Genomic DNA, 23,519 nt, shown 5'->3' with positions numbered 1-23,519 from the left:
AAAGCGAATGAAAAATTAACCAGGGCAATAAAAAACAACCAGCATGTCAATTAAATTCAGAGTACTCATGACATTCATTTTCATCTGCACGTTTGCATGTTCAAAAGATGATGAAACCAGCACTCAATTAGCTGACCTTGGAATATCAGCTTCCAGCAATGCGGATGCGGGAAGCTCTTACACCAATTCCAAAACTGATATTCGAATCAGTTACTTTTCAATTCCTTCAGGAAATAACTCAGGGGACTTGCGAGACGCCATTGCTTACTTGGATGCAAATGGAGATGGAAATACAGATGTTTTTGTTGCAACAGGTGAGTTTCTGTTGCAAGGTGAAGTGAACAGCATTCTTGCAATCAATGATGGACAAAACAATTTCACTTCTTCAACATCAGAATTTAACAACAATATGCCGCCTGCGACACATGCGCGAAAGACAATCAATTGCGATTTTAATGGAGACGCATTGGCTGATCTATTTGTATTTGACCATGGTTTTGATTCAGATCCTTTTCCAGGAAGCAACCCAAAACTTATTATGCAAAATAGCCAGGGATCTTTTAGTTGGAAGAAGCTTACTGATCAAACTGGTTTTCATCATGGAGGCGCAGGCGCAGACATAGACAATGACGGTGATATTGATGTATTTGTTGGTGGCTTTGATCCCTTCTTCTATATCAATGACGGAAATGCCAACTTCGAAAAAGTAGACAACCGATTTGATCGTAGTATGGATAACATTTTTACCGCTGAACTAATTGATGTTGATAAAGATGGGTTTGTGGATTTGCTACTAGGAGCTCATGAATTTGAAGGGGACAACACATCAATTTATTGGGGCAGTACCACTGGCAGCTACTCTGCTGAATTGCGAAGCATTATTCCACCTGTTGATGGTTATGGGGTTATATTGGACTTAGATGCTGAAGACCTCAACGGCGATGGATTTAGAGATGTGGTGGTGAATCGCACAGGCGGTGGAAATGCAAACTTCTACCAAGGAAGTTGGATTCAGATACTCAGGAATAATGGAGATAGAACATTCACCGACGTTACAGCAGGCTTTGTGGATGATCCAGGTTCATCAACTTACCCGTGGTTTCCATGGATTAGGATTCAAGATATAGATGGCGATGGCGATTTGGACATTTTCCCGGATAATACAGATGTAGGATTTAGACTCATGCATACAGGGACACCATACTGGTCACGTTTTATAGATTAAAGCGTATTTCTTTCTTTATTGCCATTTACATAAGCGGTATCAAATCTCCACTCCTAATTTTTTAACTTCATGGTCCAATAAATAAAACAGCTAGGACTATGAAAAAAGCATTGAATTACACATTTCTGATTCTCTTCACTCTGGGATCCTTTGCTCAAGGTGGACTTGGGTATCAGGAGCCTCCTAAGGAAATCAAGGAACTGGTAGACGCACCACTCGCACCCTCTGTTAGAATTGATAATGATGGAGAAAATGTAGTACTACTTTATCGGAATGCCTATAAAACCATTGCTGAGCTCTCGGAAGAGGAACTTAGACTTGGCGGTTTACGAATCAACCCGGTTACCAACATTGGAAGCAGAACCACTTTTTATAATAATATCAAAGTAAAAAAAGCCTTTGATGCAAATGCGAAACAAGTATCCGGGCTTCCTGAAGATCCACGCTTGGCCTATTTCAGCTGGTCACCAGACGAAAAGATGATGGCTTTTACCCATACAACCTCTACCGGGGTTGAGATCTGGGTCTTGGATGTCGAGAAAGGTCAGGCTAAAAAGCTTACTAATGCAGGTGCCAATGCCAACCTAGGCTGGCCCATGGCCTGGTTTGCTGATAGCAAGGGGATGTTAGTCAAGATGCTGCCTGCGGATCGTGAGCCATTAATCAACCCTCAAACAGCTGTTCCAACAGGACCTACTGTAACGGAAAGCACCGGTGCAAAAGCTCAGAATCGCACCTATCAGGATCTGCTGAAGAACCCGGTTGACGAAAAAAACTTTGAGCAATTAGCAAGATCAGAGATTTTTAAAGTATCTCTTGACGGATCATCTGCTAAGTGGATGGAGACAGGGATGTACAGAGGTTTGGATTTCTCTCCAGATGGTAATTACTTAATCATTACCAAGGTAAAAAAGCCTTTCTCTTATTTGGTTCCTTATTACAGATTTGCTTCTGAGACAGCCATTTTTGATAAAAGCGGGAAGCAAGTAAAGATGCTATTAGATAATGGCGTGGATGAAGTTCGACCAAAAGGATTCATGTCTACCACAGATAAACCACGTGGATTTAACTGGAGATCGGACAAACCGGCTACAGTCGTTTGGGCACAAGCATTAGATGAAGGAGATCCAGCTAAAGATGTGGAATATCATGATGAGGCATTTGAACTCTTTGCGCCTTTCTCTGGTGATGCTCGCTCATTGATGAAAATGAAGAATCGTTTTTCAGGCATTACGTGGGGGAACGACAATACAGCTATAGCATATGATTATTGGTTTGACAATCGAAATACTAAAACCTACGTGTTTAATCCATCAGATAATTCCAAAGAAGCAAAAATTATTTTTGATCGAAACTATCAGGATGCTTACAGTGATCCGGGCAATTTTGTGACTACCAAAAACAAACTAAATCAGTATGTGCTGTCCATGGATAATGGGAACGCTTATTTAATGGGTGATGGTTTTACCGACGAAGGACAATTCCCATTTGTTGATCAAATGAATCTGGAGAGTGGAAAAACAACCCGCCTTTATCAATCAAGCTATACTGACAAAGTAGAAGACCTTATTGATGCGATAGATATGAGTAAAGGAGAAATTCTTGTCCGCATAGAGTCTGCAACAGAATATCCGAACTATTACCTGAGAAATATTAAAAAGAAGGTGGCATTGAAGCCCATCACACAATTTGAAAATCCCTTCAAAGCGATGATGGAAGTAGAAAAAGAGGTAATTACCTATAAACGGGATGATGGTGTGGAGCTTACAGGCACCTTGTACCTGCCGCTGGGTTATGATAAGGAAAAGAAGGAGAAGATGCCGATGATCATGTGGGCCTATCCAGTAGAATACAAAGACAAAGCAAGTGCCGGGCAAAACACAACCAACCCGAATGAATTCGTCTATCCATACTACGGTTCACCTGTCTATTGGGTAACACGAGGTTATGTGGTCCTGGATGATGCCGCCTTCCCGATTATTGGAGAGGGAGATGAACAACCAAATGATTCATTCAGAAAACAATTGGTGGCGAATGGCAAAGCAGGGATAGATGCTGTTGATGCGCTTGGATACATTGACAGAAACAGAGTCGCTGTTGGTGGTCACTCCTACGGCGCATTTATGGTGGCCAATTTATTGAGTCATTCAAACCTATTTGCTGCCGGGATAGCTAGAAGCGGTGCTTATAACCGGACGCTCACACCATTCGGATTTCAAAGAGAGGAAAGATCCTATTGGGAAGCTCCTGAAGTCTATTATACTATGTCACCCTTCATGCATGCAGATAAAATGAAGACACCTCTTCTCCTAATCCATGGGGAAGCGGACAACAACTCAGGTACGTACCCGATGCAGAGTGAGCGTTACTTTAATGCACTGAAAGGGCTTGGCGGACCGGCAAGATTAGTGATGTTGCCTAAAGAAAGCCATGGCTATCGAGCGAAGGAAAGTATCCTGCATGTGCTCTGGGAACAAGACCAATGGCTGGAAAAACATGTAAAGAATAGGAATCCAATGGAAACAACCGTTCAGATGGACAAGTGACGTCTGATCACCAACCTAGTAGAAGCCGGACCGAGAGGTTCGGCTTTTTAGTTATTAAGCACCCAACAATCCAGCCACTAAAAATCCAAGATACGTACCCAGTCCACTCCCTAAAGAACCCACCAAAATTGCAGGAAGTATCAAATCATTTCTCTTTACGCTTTTGGCTAATGCTAGCGCTGTACTAGCACCTCCAATATTTGCCTGAGAGGCAATCGCTATAATGGACCAATCTGATTTGAATAACCACCCACAGCCTATTAAAAATAGGCCATGAATAAGAACGATAACGGTCGTGAAGAGTAAAATATCAAATGCATGAGTACCAACATCCATAAGTGCGCCAACCTCGCAATAGGCACCAACCACCACCAGGAATAAATACACGGAAAACATTCCCAGTAATTTTGCTCCTTTTTGCTTTTGAATAGCTTGAAATTGACCTAACACAAGCGCAATAGTTGTAAGGATAAGAATCGAAGGAATCCCCAATCCAACTCCCAAAAACCAATCGGCTAATTCATCTGAGATGATCAAAGTAGCAGCTCCAATTACCAACATTAAAGACAAGCTCATTGGATTAATTGGCTCTTCTTCTCTATCTATCACTTCAGCATGATTTTCATCCCCAATTACCTGTTTCTGTGGTCGGAACTTTTGCATGACTAAAGGGATGCTCAAGGTGATAATCATCCAGATAGCGGTTATTATATTATCTGCAACAACCACTCCTGTGTAGATGGCTCCATCTCTGATCACATCGTAATGCAGCGCCACAGCATTAAAATTCGCACTTCCTCCCGTATAGGTTCCCGTCATCATACCGGCAATGGCGGCATAATTTACACCAAACACCATTTCATAATTTATCAGTTGCAAAGCCACAATCACACCGATCATCGTACCCATTGAACCTAACAAAAAAGCAATCAGCATGGGGAAACCAGCTTTTCGAAGCTGCTTTAAATTAACTCCTAGCAACAAGAAAAAAATACTTGCAGGAGCAACATATTGAAAGATGGCTTCATAAACCGGGCTGGGATTAGATGCTGAAGGAATCAGCCCGCTATTGGCAACTGCTGCTCCTAAAATAATTACTAATAGTGAGCTACTTATATGTTTTAAAAACGTGTGTTTACAAAGCCACTCACTCAGAAATATTAAAAGAAACAGTACCGCAAGAATAAAGAGTGCGTTTTCAGTCATTGCACTAAAATAACGTGCTAATCATTCATCACTTAAGGAGCATACTTCTAACTATTGAAGTTTTACTATTTTAAAGGCATTATTTACGCAATAATGAATCTTGAACTCAAAATAGAACGTGTTGAAATAGAACAGCTAGCGGAGGTGTTTGACTTTTTGGAAGCCGTATTTAGTATTGAACAGGGAATTGAGAAAGATCTGATTCCATTACCATTTGAGGAGCAGCACTGGTGGTGTATAAAAATTGATGAACGCATCGTTGCGACTGTTGCAGCCTGGAAGGATGGTGCCGAATGGCATTGGGGTAGATTGGCTGTGGATAAAAGGAGAAGAGGATTAGGCCTTGGAAGAAAAATTGCAAGTGAATCTCTTTCAGTGCTATTCAATTCAGGAATTGATGAAATTGTTATAGATGCCAGAGATATTACGGTTACTTTGCTACAATCCTTCGGTGGTAAAATCACAGGAAAAACACATTATTTTTCCGGACACCCCATTACTCCTATGCTGATTGAGAAAGAAAAGTTTATCCAATCATCCCAGCATACCAAGTTAAAATAAGGCATAGCTTGACTTATGGCTACATTTGAATCTCCTGATTTATTAGGATTGCCATTATATTAGTGCTTTATTCAAAAAATCACCTACTCATGAAAAACAATATTTTTATTCCAATTATTGCATTTTTACTGATTAATGCTTGTAACCAATCAGAAGATCCCATTCCAGAAATTACCTCGACTGAATACACTGTTAAGCTCAACCTGGGTGGTGATATTACCTTCAATGACTCTCCCTTAAATGGAAGAATAGAATCAAACGAAGAACAAACCTATTACATGGTTCAAATCATGGATCTGGGTGGAGGAGTACATGCTTCTGGTGTTTTTAGCACTATTCCACAAGATCTTGAGGTCACTCTATTTAAAGATAGAGAGTATAGTGTTGAAATTGCCGCCTATCGAAAAGGGAGTAGTTATGGTTTATGGTTAGCCAACGACTCAACATTCTATATGAACTTTGGTAATAGAACAATTACCAATAGACTTACATATGGGACTGCCCTCAATTTTAATGTAAGCCAATCAAGAAGCTTAAGATTATATAATAGCCCTGATAGTACAACTTATACTACAACCTCATCTTCAAGTTCAGGTGCAGCTGAGCTAGATGGCTATTATGGAAAAATAAACTTTGATAGTACGTCATTAGCAAATGACTCAGTGGTATCGATTGGATTAGTGAGACATACAATGGGTTCCCAAACGACCGTTAAGAATCTAACGAGTGGAGTTATAGATATAAGTATTGCTGGTTTATCTAAAAGATTCTCTCCTGGAGAAGATTCTATAGATTCCAAATTATTTATTCCTACTACTATGCCGGATGATTCAAGTTTTTACTCGCGTAATTTCGCGGTATATGTGTGGCATAGAGATACTGTACAAGGTATCGCAGTGAATACAACTCTGTATAGCAATTTAAATGTTCCTTTCAAAAGACTCCACAACAAAATCATTGAAATAACTGCCCCTGTTGACACCACAGGAGGAGCTAACGATAATGCTTTTGGCTTTAATATCTCATTGGATGATTCTCCGTTGATTACTGGTGACAGTATTATAGTCAATTAGGGATTAAGAATAGTACTAAAAAAGAGTGCAGAGACCCTGCACTCTTTTTTTTATTCTTTGATATTCCACGCCCTACATTTGCAACATGCAGGATATAGACATTGAAAACATTGAACTAACCTATTTAGGTCTTGAGGATTATCAAGAGCTTAAGAAGGCGATGATAGAGTCTTACGTGAAAGTGGAAGACAATTATTGGGAGAAACACGAAATTGAAAAACTCATTAATCTATTTCCTGAAGGTCAGGTAGTCCTCAAAGTCAATGGTCAATTGGCAGGATGTGCACTTTCACTTATTGTGAAAAGTCGCCTGGCTCAAAAAAGGCATACCTATCGGCAGATCACAGGAAATTATACCTTCAGCACGCATGATAAGGAAGGTGATGTGCTCTATGGAGTGGACCTTTTCATCAAGCCAGAATTTAGAGGATTGAGACTCGGCAGGCGACTTTATGATTATCGCAAGGAACTTTGCGAACGCATGAACCTAAGAGGAATCGCGTTTGGTGGTCGAATTCCGAATTACCACAAGCATGCCGAAGACCTTACTCCTCGACAATATATTGACAAAGTAAAGCTGAAAGAAATAGACGATCCTGTTTTAAATTTTCAAATCAACAATGACTTTCATGTCTCCAAAATTCTAAAAGGCTATCTGGAGGGCGATCAGGAATCCAAAGAATATGCAGTTCTATTAGAATGGGATAATATCTACTATGAAGAGCCTACTGATCGAGCCAGCAGCATCAAACGAGTGGTTCGCCTCGGGCTCATCCAATGGCAGATGCGGTCCTATAAAGGCCTGGACGATGTGATGCAGCAAGCAGAATATTTCATAGATGCTGTTTCGGATTATCGTTCAGATTTTGCCTTGTTTCCCGAGTTTTTCAATGCGCCATTAATGGCTGAAAATAATCATTTGTCAGAGTCAGATGCCATCAGGGAACTTGCCAAACATACAGATGAAATCGTTGCTCGATTTTCAGGGTTGGCAGTATCCTACAACATCAACATCATAACCGGCAGTATGCCAGAAATCAAAAATGACCGATTATACAATGTGGGCTATCTGTGCAGAAGGGATGGGACAGTTGAACGCTTTGAAAAAATACATGTAACTCCTGATGAATCTAAGATTTGGGGTATGGAAGGCGGAAAAGAGCTTAAAACTTTTGAAACCGATTGTGGTAAAATTGGAGTCCTCATCTGCTACGACGTGGAGTTTCCGGAATTGAGTCGTTTACTTGCCGATGAAGAAATGGATATCCTTTTTGTTCCATTCCTCACGGATACACAAAATGGCTATTCAAGGGTTCGAAACTGTGCCCAGGCACGTGCCATTGAGAATGAGTGTTACGTTGCTATTGCAGGTAGTGTAGGTAACCTACCGAATGTCCACAACATGGATATCCAATTTGCTCAGTCCATGGTTTTCACCCCATGCGATTTTGCGTTCCCAACGAATGGAATCAAAGCTGAGGCTACCCCAAATACGGAAATGATCCTTATTGCTGATGTAGACGTGGATGACCTTCGAGAGCTACATGAGTTTGGTAGTGTGAACAACCTAAAAGACCGACGAAAGGATGTGTATGACCTGAGAAAAAAATAAGGCGAATTTTAGCTGATTGAAGTCAAAGGATTAAATCTCCCATGCCTCATTGAGCTGAGAAATGGCATGATGAGCTGTTAAATCAAACTCGCACGGCACAATAGAAACGTAGTTATTCGCTAATGCCCACTCATCATTATCTTCCCCTTTGTCATGATTGACAAAATTGCCAACCATCCAGAAATAGGATCTCCCATACGGATCTTTACGCTCATCAAATTCTTCTTCCCAGTTGGCATTTGCCTGCCGGCAGACCTTGATTCCTTTTATCGGGCCCTGCTGCTTGGTGGGGAAATTTACATTTAAAGCTACGCCTTTTGGAATACCATTTTTCAGCGCCTCTTCTGTTACTTTTTTGATATACTCATCTATGTGATCCATATTAGCTTCAGGATCATAATCACAAAGTGAGAAGCCAATGGCTGGAAGCCCTTCAATGGCTCCTTCAATCGCAGCGCTCATCGTACCGGAATACAACACGCTGATGGAACTATTGCTGCCGTGATTAACCCCTGATACGATCAAGTCAATTTGACGATTTTTAAATGCATAGTGCTTGGCAAGCTTGACACAATCTGCCGGAGTACCTGAACATTCGTATGCTTCAATTCCTTCGAAGATGTCACTCTTTTTCAACCTAAGCGTATCTCCTACCGTTATCGCATGTCCCATCCCGGATTGAGGACTGTCAGGGGCCACTACTACTACCTCCCCTAGTTCCTTTACTACATTCACTAGCTTTCTAATGCCACGAGAGGTGATTCCATCATCGTTGCTTACCAAAATAAGGGGTTTTGCCATAGTTAGATTGAATTATAAAACGCTGTGATACGCACAAGATCTGCCATGCTATCGGTATCCAGTTTATTTTCTTTGATGAATTTCTTTACGTCAGATTGCTTTTTGGACATGTAGGCAAGTAGCTCCTTTTTCTTCCCATTGAAATAGGTGATCTTGCCTTTATCATCCATAAAAAAAAAGGTGTACTTGATCACAATTTGAGTGCCTGTTCCTCCACCCCAGTAAGCTGAAGAATTATTTACTGTTTGGCTTATCAGATGCTCCCTCGCCATTAAGGATACTTTACCCTCATACACCAGTTCGAAAAAAACCGGCGTTTTGTAGTTAATATTTACCGTGTAAGGTATCGAGTAGAACTGTCGGTAATTATTCAATATTTCATCAAATATTTCAAAGTAAAATACCTTTCTACTTGAGAATGATTTGGTCTTATTGTTTTTGACAACAAGTAAAATATTTGCCTCTAAATCATATTTAAGAGCTCCTTTAATGGTGTCCCTATCGGTAGTAACCATAAAGCCATCATGAAAGATTTGAGAGGAAAAACGCTGAGCAGAAATACTCAGCGAAATCATCAAACATGTGAAAAAAATGAACTGTTTCATTTTAAAATCTCGTGTCCCAGTTTATCTCTTTTTGTTTCAAGGTATTTTTGATTGTGTTCGTTGGGGGCTATTTCTATTCCAATATTCTCTACAATTTCCAGACCATAACCCATTAGTCCCACACGTTTTTTTGGATTGTTCGTAATTAACCTCAATTTGGTTACACCAAGTTTTCTTAAAATTTGTGCACCCACTCCATAATCCCGCTGATCAGACTGAAAGCCTAATTCCAGATTCGCTTCAACCGTATCTTTTCCTTCCTCCTGGAGTTTGTAAGCCTTTAATTTATTCATCAGACCAATACCTCTTCCCTCCTGATTCATGTAAAGAACAACACCTTTACCTTCATTTTCCACCATTTGCATGGCGCCATGTAATTGGCCACCACAATCGCACCTGCATGAGCCAAAAATATCACCGGTCACACACGAGCTATGAACACGAACCATGACCGGCTCATTACTTTCCCATGTCCCCTTTACTAATGCCAAGTGCTCCTCACCTGTATTTTTCTGCTTAAATGCTTTTAATTGAAAATCGCCCCAGCTGGTAGGCATGTTCACCTGTATCTCCTCCTCAACCATGGATTCCTTTTTCATGCGATATTCGATGAGATCAGCGATGGACACCAGTTTTAAATTAAACTTATCTGCGATTTTTCGGCAATCTGGCAGCCTGGCCATAGTACCATCGTCCTTCAGAATCTCTACCAGCACACCTCCTGGAGTTAAACCGGCTAATCTTGAGAAGTCTACTGCAGCCTCTGTATGTCCTGCTCTTCTCAGTACTCCTCCCTGCTTGGCTTTTAATGGAAAAATATGCCCCGGTCTACCCAAATCTTCCGGTTTAGTCTCGGAATTAACAAGGGCCTGAATCGTTTTTGCTCTATCGGAAGTTGAAATACCGGTTGTTGTACCGTGCCCTATAAGATCCACTGAAACTGTGAATGGTGTCTCATAAGTGGCCGTGTTTTTACCCACCATCAAATCTAAATTGAGCTCCTGGCACCTATCCTCTAATAATGAAGCACAGATCAAACCTCTGCCTTCTTTTGACATAAAGTTGATAATGTCCGGAGTTACTTTCTCAGCGGCACAAATGAAGTCACCTTCATTTTCTCTATCCTCATCATCTACCACAATGATCACTTCCCCATTTTTAATGGCCTCAACAGCTTCTTCTATTTTATCTAACATTATCCTACTAATACGTTTCCTAATATTTTAGCAATCTCTACCGACACCTTCTTCAACTCATTTACATCATCCAAAAGTTCATCTACCTCAGATTCATTGGTCGCATGCTTCAACTTAGCTGTTTCTTCCTGAATCAATTGCTGAACAATTCGGAATTTTAATCTTAATACATTGGTATAAGTGACATCTCTCAAAAACTCTGTTTCTCGGGGCACGTGAATTTGATATTTTTCGCTCCAGTTTTCACTTAACTCATATTTATCCGCACTTAAATCAATGACCGTTTTTCTGATGTCTTCATCATCATGATTAAGCAAGTATTCTCCATCTATCACTTCTCCCTCATTCAGTCGCTCTCTGAAAATATCAACGATCTTTCGATAGGTCTCATTGGTAAACTGAATTTCATCCGCTTCGTTCAAAAAATATTCAATCAGGTTCTGGTCTTGAACTTCACGTGTTTGAATCTTATTCTTACCATAGTTCACCAGCACACGAATGCTTTCTTTTTCCTGAAACTCAATGATCTTGCCAATATCAAGTTGATCCACAAGTTCATCCTGCTCCATTGGAAATGGAGGCATATCCTCATAAGAAGGTGCAGCTGGCTCATCTCTTTTCTGATTTTTCCTGTTTTCTATCAGGATCTTGTTCTGCTCAGCTACTAAGACTGATTCTGCAATCCCTAGTAGATCACTACACTCTTTAATATATACTGTCCGCTTTACCGGATCACTGATTTTGGTAATACTGGATACTATGTCCTTAATTACACCAGCTTTCTTCACCGGATCATTACCGGTATCATCCAAGAGCACTTTGGTTTTAAACCGAATAATATCCTGAGCTTCCTCTGCCACATAATCTCTAAATCCATTGGCACCTAGCTGCTTTGCATAACTATCCGGATCCTCCCCTTCCGGCAAGGCTACAGCCTTTACATTCAGATCGCCCTCCAGCAGCAAATCTATTCCTCGCATCGAAGCTTTTATCCCCGCCTGATCTCCGTCAAAAATGACCGTTACATTCTCCGAATATCGTCTAATCAGCTTGACCTGGCTTTCGGTAAGTGCCGTTCCTGAAGAGGCTACCACATTCTCTATGCCTGCCTGATGCATGGAAATCACATCCGTATATCCTTCTACCAGGTAGCAGTTGTCTTCTTTTCGGATGGAATTCTTACCCTGAAACATACCATAAAGCACCTTGCTCTTATGATACAATTCTGTTTCAGGACTATTGATGTATTTGGCAGATTTATCTGTGCTGGAAAGTTTCCTCCCGCCAAAAGCAATGGTTTTTCCGGAGACGTTGTGGATTGGAAACATGACCCTGCTTCGAAAGCGATCATAATTTTTCCCATCCTTATCAATCACTAAACCAGCTTCCGCTAGTAATTCTTTATTGTACCCCTTCTGAGTAGCCTCATTAAGCAGTCCATCCCATAATTCTTTGGAATATCCCAACTCGAACTTTTTAATGGTCTCGTCTGTGAATCCACGCTCTTTGAAATAGGTCAATCCAATGGCCTTACCTTCATCAGAGGTATGCAGCACTCGTTGGAAATACTCATTTGCAAAATTTAGAACGATAAAAAGGCTTTCGCGCTTGTTCTGTGCCTCTTGAGCTTCATCCGACTGCTCCTCCTCTATAATTTCTATTCCATACTTCCCAGCCAGGTACTTTAGTGCCTCCACGTAGCTAAGACCATCTACTTCCATTACAAAAGTGATAGCATCACCCCCTTTTCCAGAACTGAAATCTTTAAATATACCCTTGGAAGGTACGACGTAGAACGAAGGCGTTTTCTCGTTGGTAAATGGGCTGAGTGCTTTATAGCTGGAGCCAGATCTTTTCAGCGTTACAAAATCTCCCACCACCTCGACAATGTCGATTCGGTTCTTTATTTCTTCGATGGTGGAGGGATGAATCATATGTGAATTTCGGAATGCAAAATTACCTCTTAATAAGGATACTAAATCATGAAGAAATCAGTATACTTTTGAATAAAAAAATATAATGCCTAAACAAGCCGCAAACCCAGCCAACATCCTCTTCGTTTCTATTTCCGGATTGATTAGTGATATCGCCTGGATGTGTAGTAAGGAAGGGCATATTGTTAAATATTTTATTGAAGAAGAGAGTGAAAAAGAAATCGGTGATGGGTTTGTGACTAAAGTAGATGACTGGGAGGCTGAGGTGAACTGGGCAGACCTGATCGTCTTTGATGATGTTTTGGGACAAGGAGAGAAAGCGAAAAAACTGAGAGATCAGGGAAAATACGTTGTTGGTGGAACTCCATACACAGATAAACTTGAAGATGACCGATCTTTTGGTCAGGCCGAACTCAAAAAACATAAAGTCAACATCCTTAATTACCATGAATTTGACTCATTTGATGCAGGAATCACCCACATCAAGGCCCATCCCGGAAAATATGTATTGAAGCCTAGTGGAGAAGCCCAAAATATTAAACGTCTGCTTTTTGTTGGGATGGAAGATGATGGAAGTGATGTGTTACGAATACTAAGTGCATATAAAAATGCCTGGAGCGATGAAGTAAAGGTTTATCAACTGCAAAAAAAGGTAGACACGGGCGTTGAAATAGGTGTTGGTGCTTTTTTTAATGGGAAAGAATTCATCTACCCGATCAATATCAACTTTGAACATAAAAAACTTTTCCCGGGCGAATTAGGCGTAGCTACCGGTGAGATGGGAACCAGTATGTTCTGGAGCGGACCTAATAAAATATTCAATTCCACGCTAAAAAAGATGGAACCTAAACTAGCCGAAGAAGGCTATGTTGGATATATAGACATTAATTGCATTGTCAACAGCAATGGTATTTATCCTTTAGAGTTCACCTCCAGATTTGGCTATCCTACTATCTCTATTCAGGCAGATGGAATGCTTAATGGAATCGGTGAATTCTTGCATCAGTTGGCAAAAGGTGAAAAGATTAATTTAAAAACCAAAAATGGCTTTCAGGTTGGTGCTCGCGTAGTGGTGCCGCCTTTTCCATACAAAGATCCAAAAACTTTCGAAGCATTTTCTAAAGACGCGGCAATCGTATTCAAAAAACCAACAGCTGAAGGAATTCACATTGAAGACGTAAAAATGGTAAACGGAGAGTGGTTAATAACTGGGGGAAGTGGTGTAGCCCTAATTGTGACCGGAATGGGCTTAACCATGAAGCAGGCTCAGCAACAACTCTATACGCGCATTAAAAATATTATGATTCCTAACATGTATTATCGAACTGATATTGGAAATCGTTGGTTTGAAGATAGTGACAAATTACATGCCTGGGGATACCTCAGAGATAATTAATATGCAGGATAAATCTTAACTTGCGGCGCGAATGGAACTGACGAAAGAAAATCTACTAAAAGCATTGAGTGAGGTCATTGATCCGGATCTAAAAAAGGATCTTGTATCACTCGGCATGATCCAGAATATTCATATAGACGGAAATAAAGCCGCATTTGATGTAGTACTAACTACTCCGGCCTGTCCGCTAAAGGAAGTGATAAAAAAGGATTGTGAAGAAAAGATCAAAAAACACCTTGGTGATGTGAAACTCATCATCAACATGACTTCAAATGTGACAACAAAAAGGGCTGACGGACCGGTACTTCCCGGTGTTAAGAATATTATAGCTATCTCTTCCGGTAAAGGTGGAGTAGGTAAATCTACAGTAGCTGCAAATCTGGCTGTCGCACTAGCCAGAACTGGAGCTGATGTTGGCTTGATCGATGCAGACATCTATGGTCCTTCAATCCCCACGATGTTCAATTGTGAATTTGAGCAACCCGGAATCGTTCAAGAAGACGGGAAAAACAAGATTGTACCTATCCAGCAATATGGAGTGAAGCTGATTTCTATCGGCTTTCTGACCAATAGCGAAGATGCCGTGGTATGGAGGGGTCCAATGGCCAGTTCCGCTCTTCGTCAGTTTATTTCCGATGCAAAATGGGGAGAACTGGACTACCTACTGATCGACCTACCTCCGGGCACAAGTGATATTCATCTTACACTGGTACAGGCTGTCCCGGTAACTGGCGCGTTGGTAGTCACCACTCCGCAAAAGGTTGCTTTAGCAGATGCACAAAAAGGAATTTCCATGTTCAAACAACCGCAAATCAATGTTCCAATCTTAGGTTTAGTGGAAAACATGGCGTGGTTTACTCCCGAGGAACTACCCGACAATAAATACTTTATCTTTGGAGAAGGCGGAGGAAAAAAGTTAGCTAAGAAAAATGAGGTTGAATTGCTGGGACAAATTCCAATTGTTCAATCCATACGGGAAAGTGGTGATAATGGATATCCTGCCGCGATGAAAGATGGAGACATCTCTGATGCATTTAAGAATTTAGCTGAACAGGTCGCCCAGCAAGTGGCGATAAGAAATGCTTCAGCTCCTGAGACTAAAAAAGTAGAAGTGACCGTTTAGGATATGTCAGAATTAGTTAAAAAAGTAGAAAAAGCACTTGACACCATCAGGCCCTATTTGGAAGCCGACGGTGGTGACGTTAAAGTGCTTGAAATTGATAAGGAAATGAACGTGGTACTCGAATTGATGGGGAACTGTGGTTCATGCCCAATGTCTACTATGACGCTAAAAGCTGGCGTTGAAGAAGCAATTAAAAGAGAAGTACCAGAAATTAAAAGTGTGCATGCCGTTAACGTTACTTCCCCGGACGATCCTAACGCTAAGTTGCCATTTGCAAATTGAGACACCCATGCGAGGTGTACTGTATCTTCTGATCGCATTAAGTGCGCTGAATATTTCAGCGCAGGAAAAGTGTGGGACTGATACTCCTACTACCGGTGAGTTTGAGAATTGGATCCAACTTAAAATCACCGAACGAATCAGCCGTCCAAACCAGCCATTTGCACCCGTCTATCAAATACCAGTTGTCGTTCATGTCTTTCATAAAGGTGAAGAAATTGGTACCGGCGTTAATCTTTCGAAGGAGCGTATTCAAGAACAAATTGATTCGTTGACAGCTGATTTTAGGAGGATGAATGCCGACGCAGTGAATACACCTTCCGAGTTCCTCCCAGTAGCTGCTGATGTTGAAATTGAATTTGTGCTGGCCAAGCAAGATCCTGAAGGAAATCCGACAAATGGTATAGTGAGATTACAGGGCTCCAGAGATACCTACCGAGCCAACTCGCACAGACCGCTTCTTAGATCTGAAAGCTATTGGCCGGCAGAGCGCTACCTGAACATTTTTGTATTGGACCTTGAGGTTTTCCTCGGATACGCTTCGTTTCCACTTACCTCAATTGAAGGGATAACAAATGATTCGGAAGATTATATTTTTGACGGGGTACTCATTGATTATCAATACATAGGTGTTAACCCCGCAGCTCCTGCTTTTGAAAGCTATGGGCGTACCTTGACACATGAGGTCGGTCACTATCTGGGATTACGTCATATCTGGGGTGATGGTGGATGCACAGTAGATGATTTTGTAAATGATACGCCGTTGGCTGATACAGATAATGGCGACTATACTTCACCATGTACATTTCCTAATCCCAGCGATCCTGAAGTCTGTGTGAGCGATGAGCCTGAAATGTTCCAAAACTTCATGGATTATACAGATGACATATGCATGAATCTGTTTACTGAAGGACAGAAAACACGGATGAGGACCGTAATGGACAATGCACAAAATAGAACAACCCTCATCAATTCTGCAGGTTTAATTGAGCCCAGTAGAGTTGTTAACGACTTAGCTGCGACTCGTATTCAAAATCCGGAGTATGCTATATGTACAACCAATATTAGACCCGAATTGACTGTTACTAATTACGGCACGAACAGTGTTAGTTCATATAAAGTGCAACTGCGTATAAATGGAAATCCGATAGGCGCTCCTTTAAATGTAAACACTACATTGGATTCGCTTGATTCTGAGACAATTGCTTTCAATACTCAATCTGTTCCATCCACTCCCTACACCATTTCATTCGAAATAACTGAGGTAAATGAAACTGCAGATGGTAATTCCTTTAATAACATCATTTCGAGAATCGTATCTAATAATACTGCTCAGCGACTGCCTTTCAATGAAGATTTTGAAAGTGTGCTAAAAGTCCTTGGAGAAAGCGGAAGCAATCACCCATGGGAAGCAGCAAACGCACCTAAGAATAGTCCTTCTAATCAGGCATTTATTTTCAAAGCATACAACAATTCAGAGTGGTTTGGAGAAACTACTATTTTTAAAACTCCTGTTTTAGACTTGACTGGCATACAATCCGGAGAAATGCTGTTCAGCTTTGCACATGCAAACGTTCCTTCAGGCTTTTACGACGGTTTAATGGTGAAAGCGAGCGTTGATTGTGGAGAAACTTTCCCGGATATCCTTTTTTCAAGTTTTGGTCCTAACCTATCTACGGCAGTAGCAACAAATGAATCCTTTGTCCCTGCCAACCAGCTGGAATGGATTGACACGCTGCTAAGCATTACGGATTACAAAGAAATTGATGGTGTTCAATTTGCATTCGTTGGCATAAATGGAAGCGGTAATAACATCTACATAGATGACATATCAATTATAGAAACAAACCTATTTGAAAACGATATAAACCCAAGAAGCCTAAACGGTCCGCTCATCACGTGTTCTGAATCATCGCGCTTAGAGTTACGAATAAGAAATGTTGGCTCACAAAGCATTAACTCTTTTGAAGTTAAATATTATGTCAATGGAGATACTACATTGATTAATTTCAATGGTCTTAATATTTCATCTAAGGATTTTGCGAGCTTTTTCATCAATACGGACAACTTGTTGGAGGGCGCAAACAATATTGGCGCTGAAATCACGCTTGTCAATGGAGTCGAAGACGAATCTGAGATCAACAATTCACTTGAAGCCACCTTATTCAGAGACGCAAAATCAGATGAATATCCGCTTGTTGTTGATTTTGAACAGCCAGATACCTGGGATGTCGCTTCTGGAGGAAACGACACGCTTTGGGTACGTAGTATGGTTGATGGAAACGGAGTGCTCAGAGCAAATGGATTTAATGCTCCGGAATTAGGAATTAAGAGCTGGTTCATCAGTCCGAAGTTAAGCACTGGTAAACTGGATAGCGCCAAGCTATATTTCAGAGCTTCACATGCTACTCGTGATGGATTCAGCGATAGACTTCAGGTACTACTTTCCACTGATTGTGGTGAAAATTACAGCACTACGTTATTGGATGCTTTTTCAGATTCTCTGGCAGTAACCAACTCAGCTACACGCTGGTCACCTACCAGCGATAATGATTGGAAAACGTATGAATTAAATCTATCACATTCATTCTTCTTTGACGATAATATTCGGATCGCATTTGTATTTACACCCGGTGGAGGCAATGACCTTTTCATTGATGACATCAACATTCGTGAAGGTGACCTTCCCAATTACGAAGATGTTGCACGCGTATATCCTAATCCGGCCATTAACTCTTTCAATGTTGGATTTAACCTCCCTCAAAAAGAGTCAATAACGATCAGGCTACTAGACATCAGTGGAAGAATTGTGTTTGAAGAAAATATCGGGAATGCCCTCAATCAAGTTATCGAATATAAGGCCCCATCTCAGTCAGGCTTATACTTCATAAATGTGATTGGAAGAGAATTCAATAGCACTCAGAAACTGTTTATTAGCCGCTAATTGATTAGGTTTATCCCCGGATTTTAAAAATAAATATGTCATTTAGAAAACCGACCAGCTTCTTAGATTTTCTTACGCATTTAGGTGTGCTAATCGGGAGCAGCGTATTGATTATAGTTATCGTTTTTTATGTGTGGTTACCGCTATCTACTAATCATGGTGAGACGATCACCGTTCCTGACATTCAGGGAATGACAGTTTCCGAATTGGAAGATTTTCTTGGGAAACGGGATTTAAGGTTTGAGGCAACTGCTGATTCAAGCTATTCACCAGATCATCCACCTCTGGCGGTACTTAGACAAGTACCAGCACCTAATACGAAAGTGAAAGAAAATCGAAAAATCTACGTTACTCTTAATTCAGAGAGTCCGCCAAAAGTACGAATGCCCAAAGTGGAGGACCTGTCAATTAAAAGTGCATTGATGACATTGAAGTCTTATGATTTAATATTTGGTGAAATCAAATACGTTCCAGATGATTTTTTCGTGGTTTTAGAAGCTCGTATGAATGGAAGAGAAGTCTTAGAAGGTGAACGAATCGAAAAAGGGTCTGTTATTGATCTGGTAGCTGGAAATGGCTATGGAAATACCATCTTCCAATCACCAAACCTGATAGGACTTGATCAGGAAGAGGCAGAGTTCGCCATTCTTGGGTCCGGATTAAGAGTCGGGAAAATTAGAGATACTGACAAATCCATGGCAGGCTTTGCAGCTGTTGATTCAATAGGTAATGATATTTTAGAATACCGAAGTATTTTACCCGGTACTGTTCAACAACAATACCCGCGACCTGAGAAAAGAGTGAGAATAAATGATCCTATTGATATTTGGATTTACAAACCGGATTCAGTCAGTAACACCGCAACCATACTTGACAATCAATGAGGATTGCATCCTTTTTCATATTGTCTATTTGTGCGGTAATAAGCTATGGCCAACTCACCATTAAGCCGATTATAAAACCCGAAAAAAATCAGCGAGGGCGTGTTTCAACTACCCAAACTATAAATCGTGCAACTCTCCCATTTTGGGATGATTTTTCCATTACACAAGACTCACCTGATAGCATCAGGGTCTGGGGAAATGACACCACCACACAATGGAATTATGATTTAAGTAAAGATGTGTTCGTTAATGCTACCCTCAGTATAAATCCTCCTTCATACGGTGTAGCCACTTTTGACGGGCTGGATGTAAATGGTGCTTTTCACGGAGGAGATAAAGGCCTTGGAGATCAGCTTGTTTCCGATACCATTGACCTCCAGGGTAAAGTGAATGTAATTTTATCTTTTTACTGGCAGGCAGCTGGGAATGTTGAAATTCCTGATGAAGGAGACTCACTGGTTCTACAGTTTTATACTCCTAATGATACCCTTACTCCCTGGAAGACGGTTTGGAATGTAGATGGGGATGAACTTGCACCCGATCAAGACACTATTTTCACGCAGGAAGTAATACAAGTTTCTTCACAATTTCTTACTCAAAAATTTCAATTCCGGTTTCAATCCTATGGGGACCTGGATGGTCCGTTTGACGCGTGGCACATCGATTGGATTTACCTGAATGACAACAGAGAAAATGATGATTTCTTTTATGAAGATGTCAGCATCAATTCAGACGCATCTCTTCTTTTTTCGCCATATCGATCAATTCCAATAAATCAGTATCAACAGCAAGACATAGATCCTTTGTTTACTGCGACCTCTATGAACTTAAACCCCGAACCGGATCGTGTGGGGCCATCCACATTTTATAATTTGAAAATCACAGAAAAAAGAATGGATCAGGAAGTAGCCATAGATTCGGCGTTCAACCCTGACTTAAGGACATTTTTCAATCCAGACCCTTTCAAAATTACCCTTGTAAACTTTTTGAATTTTGGAGCACAGAATCTTGTCAGTCTACTAGGATCCGATTCTGTAATCATTGAAACTGAAATCAGCATGGATACGACTGATTTTCGTTTTCTTGATGGCACCCAAATAAACCTACGTGTCAACGATACAGTTAGAACCCAGAACTTATTATCTAACTATTATGCGTATGACGATGGAACAGCAGAATATGCCGTCGGTACCAATATCAACGGCGGACAAGTAGCAGTTGAGTTTTGGCTTGAACAGTCAGACACCCTTACTCATGTAGATATTCACTTTCCTAACATTGATCCTCCAAGTGCCAACAGCGCCCTTCAACTTCAGATTTTTAAAAATCTGGATGCAGAACCGATTCGCTCACAGAGCATCAATGTGATCAATGGCTCAAAAATCAATCAATTTGCTAGGTATAAACTTGCCAGTCCGCTAATTCTCTCCGATACTTTCTACATCGGATATCAGCAAAGTAAAAACGAATACATAGGTGTTGGATTCGATCGCAGTAACCCTGCTGCATCCGAATATATTTATGAAAACAAAACAGGTCAGTGGGAGCAAAACACGCGGTTAATAGGCGCATTAATGATACGCCCGGTTTTTGAAAGAATTGATTCGTTGGTTTTAGGTAATGAGAAAAAGCTTGTTGCAAAAGTTTATCCCAACCCTACCAATGGTGTTTTACATATTGAAGGAACCTATCATTCAATTAGCCTAAGAGATTTTTCTGGCCGAACAATTCTTCATCAAACAAAAGTATCAAGTCATGATTTATCAAGTTTGAAGTCAGGACTATATTTGCTGACCATACACCGAAAAGAAGGTGATCAAACACTAAAAATCATCAAGCAATGAACGAAGATATAACCTGCCAAGAAGTAAAATCACGTGTGGATAGCGGCGAAAAATTCAATTTTATAGACGTACGCGAAGAATGGGAATATGAGGAAGCCAATATTGGTGCAAAACTTATCCCACTTGGTGAACTCCCAAATCACCTTTCGGATATCGAACACATGAAAGATGAAGAAATCATCGTGCATTGCAAGTCCGGGGCACGTTCGGGCAGAGCGAAGAAGTACCTTAATTCTCAAGGGTTTTCAAACGTCCGAAATATGGAAGGCGGTATAATCGCTTATATGGAGCTTTAAAAGCCATCTACTATCAGCGGCTGTGGACTGAAACTCAGAATAAAAATGATGAGTGCTACCCAGCCCAGTACTATTCTGCCTGTAGTCAGCGGTCTGTTATCGATAACCGGTGGATGATCCACACCAATAAACCTTCCGATAAGCAGTGAGAATAGCAGCCAACCGGTGTAGCCTTCTACTTTAAAAACCGAAGCAATGAAAAACTGCAACGTAAACATGATTGTGGCATAGAGCAATCGGTCTCTTTTTTCCTTAAAGACGCTGTACGCGCACGAATAAACAACAAATAAGTAAATACCAATGCTGAGTAGAAAGCTACCCAAAGATTCTATTGAGGTATTCGTTAAATCTGCTGTTGTCACCCAACCCATACCGGCATAAAACAGGAAAATAGTAAATAATACCCTCGATATTAAAGCGTGTCTTTTCGCACCAAATAGACCAAAAAGTACATGCCCACCATCCAGCTGACCAATTGGCAACAGGTTAAGAGCGGTAAAGAAAAAGGCCAAATAGGCTGCCAGTAAAATCGGATAATGCATCAGTTCCCGTGAACTCGGTACATACCTGTCATCAGGAGCTAAATATGTGCGCCCAAGATACATGAGTATGTTGTCTCCAAAACTTATCGATCCGGGGATGGAGGTGTCAATTGTATCTCTTAAGGTCTCATAAGTAAGTCGATCCGGATTCAGGTCTTTCTTTAGGATGAGCGTATCCAATCCTTGCATCTTCGATTCAAAATCTTCGCCGAAAACTTCATACTCGGGATGTACTTCATAGATGTACTCAGTTGGAGGCAGTGTTTGGAAACCATAAATCAGGCAAGCCACCGCTACTACAAATCCAGCGATTGGCCCGGAAACGCCTACATCAAAATATTTGATTCTACTTGCAATGTTTTCCTTGATCCGAATAAAAGCCCCCATTGTGCCAATAGTAGGAATACCCAGAAAACCGAACCACATGGGTATGTAGTAAGGCAGTGTAACACTTATCTTATGATACTTGGCTGTGAAATAATGCCCAAACTCATGGACGGTGAGGATCAGTAAAAAGGGAATGGAAAACTGAAAGCCAAAAAGAAAATCATCCCAGGTCATCCCCAGAACTAAAAATTTCCCAATGGTCCATTCTGCACCTGCAAAAGTCGTGGTGACTAAGGTGAGAATAAATAAGCCCAGTTGTATGAGTTTAGTTTTTTGTTGCTTATCCAAGCCCGAATATTTGATTTAATTGCTTGTCCGGATCGAGTACCTGCACTGCTTTCATTCCTGCAATTTGAGCTGCTTCTACATTGTCCAGACGATCATCCAGAAACAACATCCTTGATGGATAATTGTCTATCTCGTCTATAACATATTCATAGCAGTTGAGGTTCGGTTTTCTAAGTCCTATTTCATGTGAATAAAATACTTCATCAACAAAGTCGCGTAGACTCGCTTTGCCAGTCTCTTCCATAATCATTTCTTCATAAGCAATTTCATGGATGATATTGGTATTAGAAAGAATGTAGGTTCTGTACTTCTCACCAATTTTTAAGACCTTATCCATTCGTTCCTTCGTAATGGACTTCAGCATGCTATTCCAAATGCTTTCAAATTGACGTTCGCCCATATTTGTTCCAAGTAGCTTGTTAATTTCAGCTCTGAATTCAGCAGGGTCAATCATTCCGCGCTCAAATTGCTGAAGAACGGGAGCTGTAACTACCATTTCTTCTATTTCGTCTGTGTTCTTTTTGGCTACCTCTGAGAATCTTCGAATGACCCTTGGGTAGTCTAAATCAATGAGTACATTTCCAAAATCAAAAATAATGGCGTCTACGCCTTGTAGTAGGTCTGACATTCGTTGGCAATTATGTCGCAAATATGTAATATTGCGCTCCCTTTTGAAAGGAACAATCACTTTAATGTGAGGGCCTATAACTCAGTTGGTTAGAGTAACTGACTCATAATCAGTAAGTCCCAGGTTCGAGCCCTGGTGGGCCCACATAA

19 protein-coding genes and 1 tRNA gene are annotated in these 23,519 nt (G+C 40.8%); 13 read left to right on the top strand and 7 right to left on the bottom strand.

From position 1 onward, the window contains the following. The first annotated feature begins 43 nt into the window (after positions 1 to 43). Both ACO05G_RS05105 and ACO05G_RS05100 read left to right on the top strand, forming a co-directional pair. Positions 44 to 1,225 (top strand): FG-GAP repeat domain-containing protein, encoded by a 1,182-nt coding sequence (locus ACO05G_RS05105; RefSeq protein WP_421764988.1) that lies wholly within the window; start codon positions 44 to 46, stop codon positions 1,223 to 1,225. Positions 1,226 to 1,323: 98 nt separating this feature from the next. Further along, positions 1,324 to 3,771 carry a S9 family peptidase gene (locus ACO05G_RS05100; RefSeq protein WP_421764987.1) on the top strand — a complete coding sequence of 816 codons (2,448 nt, stop codon included), beginning with the start codon at positions 1,324 to 1,326 and terminating at the stop codon, positions 3,769 to 3,771. 54 nt (positions 3,772 to 3,825) lie between these two features. On the opposite strand, the gene ACO05G_RS05095 is transcribed toward ACO05G_RS05100, so the two are convergent. Next, entirely contained in the window at positions 3,826 to 4,977 is a 1,152-nt protein-coding gene (locus tag ACO05G_RS05095) for a DUF819 domain-containing protein (RefSeq protein ID WP_421764986.1), read from the bottom strand. Positions 4,978 to 5,070: 93 nt separating this feature from the next. On the opposite strand from ACO05G_RS05095, the gene ACO05G_RS05090 reads away from it, so the two are divergent. The 3 genes from ACO05G_RS05090 (at position 5,071) to ACO05G_RS05080 (ending at position 8,223) form a co-directional block, all read left to right on the top strand. Further along, entirely contained in the window at positions 5,071 to 5,538 is a 468-nt protein-coding gene (locus tag ACO05G_RS05090; protein ID WP_421764985.1) for a GNAT family N-acetyltransferase, read from the top strand. Positions 5,539 to 5,627: 89 nt separating this feature from the next. Continuing rightward, positions 5,628 to 6,611, top strand: coding sequence for a hypothetical protein (locus ACO05G_RS05085; RefSeq protein ID WP_421764984.1), 984 nt, complete (start codon positions 5,628 to 5,630; stop codon positions 6,609 to 6,611). An 85-nt stretch (positions 6,612 to 6,696) separates the two neighbouring features. Continuing rightward, positions 6,697 to 8,223 (top strand): GNAT family N-acetyltransferase, encoded by a 1,527-nt coding sequence (locus ACO05G_RS05080; RefSeq protein ID WP_421764983.1) that lies wholly within the window; start codon positions 6,697 to 6,699, stop codon positions 8,221 to 8,223. A gap of 30 nt (positions 8,224 to 8,253) precedes the next feature. Here the strand turns inward: ACO05G_RS05080 and surE are convergent, their stop codons facing one another. The 4 genes from surE to dnaG are packed head-to-tail and all read right to left on the bottom strand — an operon-like array spanning position 8,254 to position 12,759. Beyond that, positions 8,254 to 9,024: a 5'/3'-nucleotidase SurE gene (gene surE, locus ACO05G_RS05075; RefSeq protein ID WP_421764982.1), complete on the bottom strand. Its 771-nt coding sequence runs from the start codon at positions 9,022 to 9,024 to the stop codon at positions 8,254 to 8,256. Positions 9,025 to 9,026: 2 nt separating this feature from the next. After that, positions 9,027 to 9,629 (bottom strand): hypothetical protein, encoded by a 603-nt coding sequence (locus ACO05G_RS05070; RefSeq protein ID WP_421764981.1) that lies wholly within the window; start codon positions 9,627 to 9,629, stop codon positions 9,027 to 9,029. Continuing rightward, entirely contained in the window at positions 9,626 to 10,825 is a 1,200-nt protein-coding gene (locus ACO05G_RS05065) for a bifunctional 3,4-dihydroxy-2-butanone-4-phosphate synthase/GTP cyclohydrolase II (protein ID WP_421764980.1), read from the bottom strand. Before ACO05G_RS05065 ends, ACO05G_RS05070 begins: the two co-directional genes overlap by 4 nt. Next, positions 10,825 to 12,759, bottom strand: coding sequence for a DNA primase (gene dnaG / locus ACO05G_RS05060; protein WP_421764979.1), 1,935 nt, complete (start codon positions 12,757 to 12,759; stop codon positions 10,825 to 10,827). Before dnaG ends, ACO05G_RS05065 begins: the two co-directional genes overlap by 1 nt. An 85-nt stretch (positions 12,760 to 12,844) precedes the next feature. Between dnaG and ACO05G_RS05055 the strand changes: the two genes are divergently transcribed. The 7 genes from ACO05G_RS05055 to ACO05G_RS05025 are packed head-to-tail and all read left to right on the top strand — an operon-like array spanning position 12,845 to position 21,525. Beyond that, positions 12,845 to 14,155: a hypothetical protein gene (locus ACO05G_RS05055; protein WP_421764978.1), complete on the top strand. Its 1,311-nt coding sequence runs from the start codon at positions 12,845 to 12,847 to the stop codon at positions 14,153 to 14,155. Between the two features lie 31 nt (positions 14,156 to 14,186). After that, complete coding sequence (locus tag ACO05G_RS05050; protein ID WP_421764977.1) at positions 14,187 to 15,278, top strand: Mrp/NBP35 family ATP-binding protein; 1,092 nt, start codon at positions 14,187 to 14,189, stop codon at positions 15,276 to 15,278. A 3-nt stretch (positions 15,279 to 15,281) separates the two neighbouring features. Next, positions 15,282 to 15,560: a NifU family protein gene (locus tag ACO05G_RS05045; RefSeq protein ID WP_348282769.1), complete on the top strand. Its 279-nt coding sequence runs from the start codon at positions 15,282 to 15,284 to the stop codon at positions 15,558 to 15,560. Positions 15,561 to 15,567: 7 nt separating this feature from the next. Further along, positions 15,568 to 18,501, top strand: coding sequence for a choice-of-anchor J domain-containing protein (locus ACO05G_RS05040; protein WP_421764976.1), 2,934 nt, complete (start codon positions 15,568 to 15,570; stop codon positions 18,499 to 18,501). Positions 18,502 to 18,536: 35 nt separating this feature from the next. Further along, a complete protein-coding gene (locus ACO05G_RS05035) occupies positions 18,537 to 19,385 on the top strand; it encodes a PASTA domain-containing protein (protein ID WP_348282767.1) in 849 nt (282 codons plus the stop codon). Next, complete coding sequence (locus tag ACO05G_RS05030; protein ID WP_421764975.1) at positions 19,382 to 21,229, top strand: T9SS type A sorting domain-containing protein; 1,848 nt, start codon at positions 19,382 to 19,384, stop codon at positions 21,227 to 21,229. The genes ACO05G_RS05035 and ACO05G_RS05030 overlap by 4 nt, the downstream gene beginning before the upstream one ends. Further along, a complete protein-coding gene (locus ACO05G_RS05025; RefSeq protein ID WP_348282765.1) occupies positions 21,226 to 21,525 on the top strand; it encodes a rhodanese-like domain-containing protein in 300 nt (99 codons plus the stop codon). Before ACO05G_RS05030 ends, ACO05G_RS05025 begins: the two co-directional genes overlap by 4 nt. Here ACO05G_RS05025 and ACO05G_RS05020 read toward each other — a convergent pair. Both ACO05G_RS05020 and ACO05G_RS05015 read right to left on the bottom strand, forming a co-directional pair. Further along, on the bottom strand, positions 21,522 to 22,742 hold the full coding sequence (locus ACO05G_RS05020; protein WP_421764974.1) for a site-2 protease family protein: 1,221 nt from the start codon (positions 22,740 to 22,742) through the stop codon (positions 21,522 to 21,524). The genes ACO05G_RS05025 and ACO05G_RS05020 overlap by 4 nt on opposite strands. Next, complete coding sequence (locus ACO05G_RS05015) at positions 22,735 to 23,370, bottom strand: HAD family hydrolase (protein ID WP_421764973.1); 636 nt, start codon at positions 23,368 to 23,370, stop codon at positions 22,735 to 22,737. The genes ACO05G_RS05020 and ACO05G_RS05015 overlap by 8 nt, the downstream gene beginning before the upstream one ends. A gap of 70 nt (positions 23,371 to 23,440) precedes the next feature. Between ACO05G_RS05015 and ACO05G_RS05010 the strand changes: the two genes are divergently transcribed. After that, positions 23,441 to 23,514, top strand: a tRNA-Ile gene (locus ACO05G_RS05010). Positions 23,515 to 23,519 lie beyond the last annotated feature (5 nt).

Source organism: Ekhidna sp., from assembly GCF_965227465.1.
Lineage (GTDB): Bacteria > Bacteroidota > Bacteroidia > Cytophagales > Cyclobacteriaceae > Ekhidna.
Note: the sequence above shows the minus strand (reverse complement) of the source record. Positions and strands in the feature narration are given on the sequence as shown.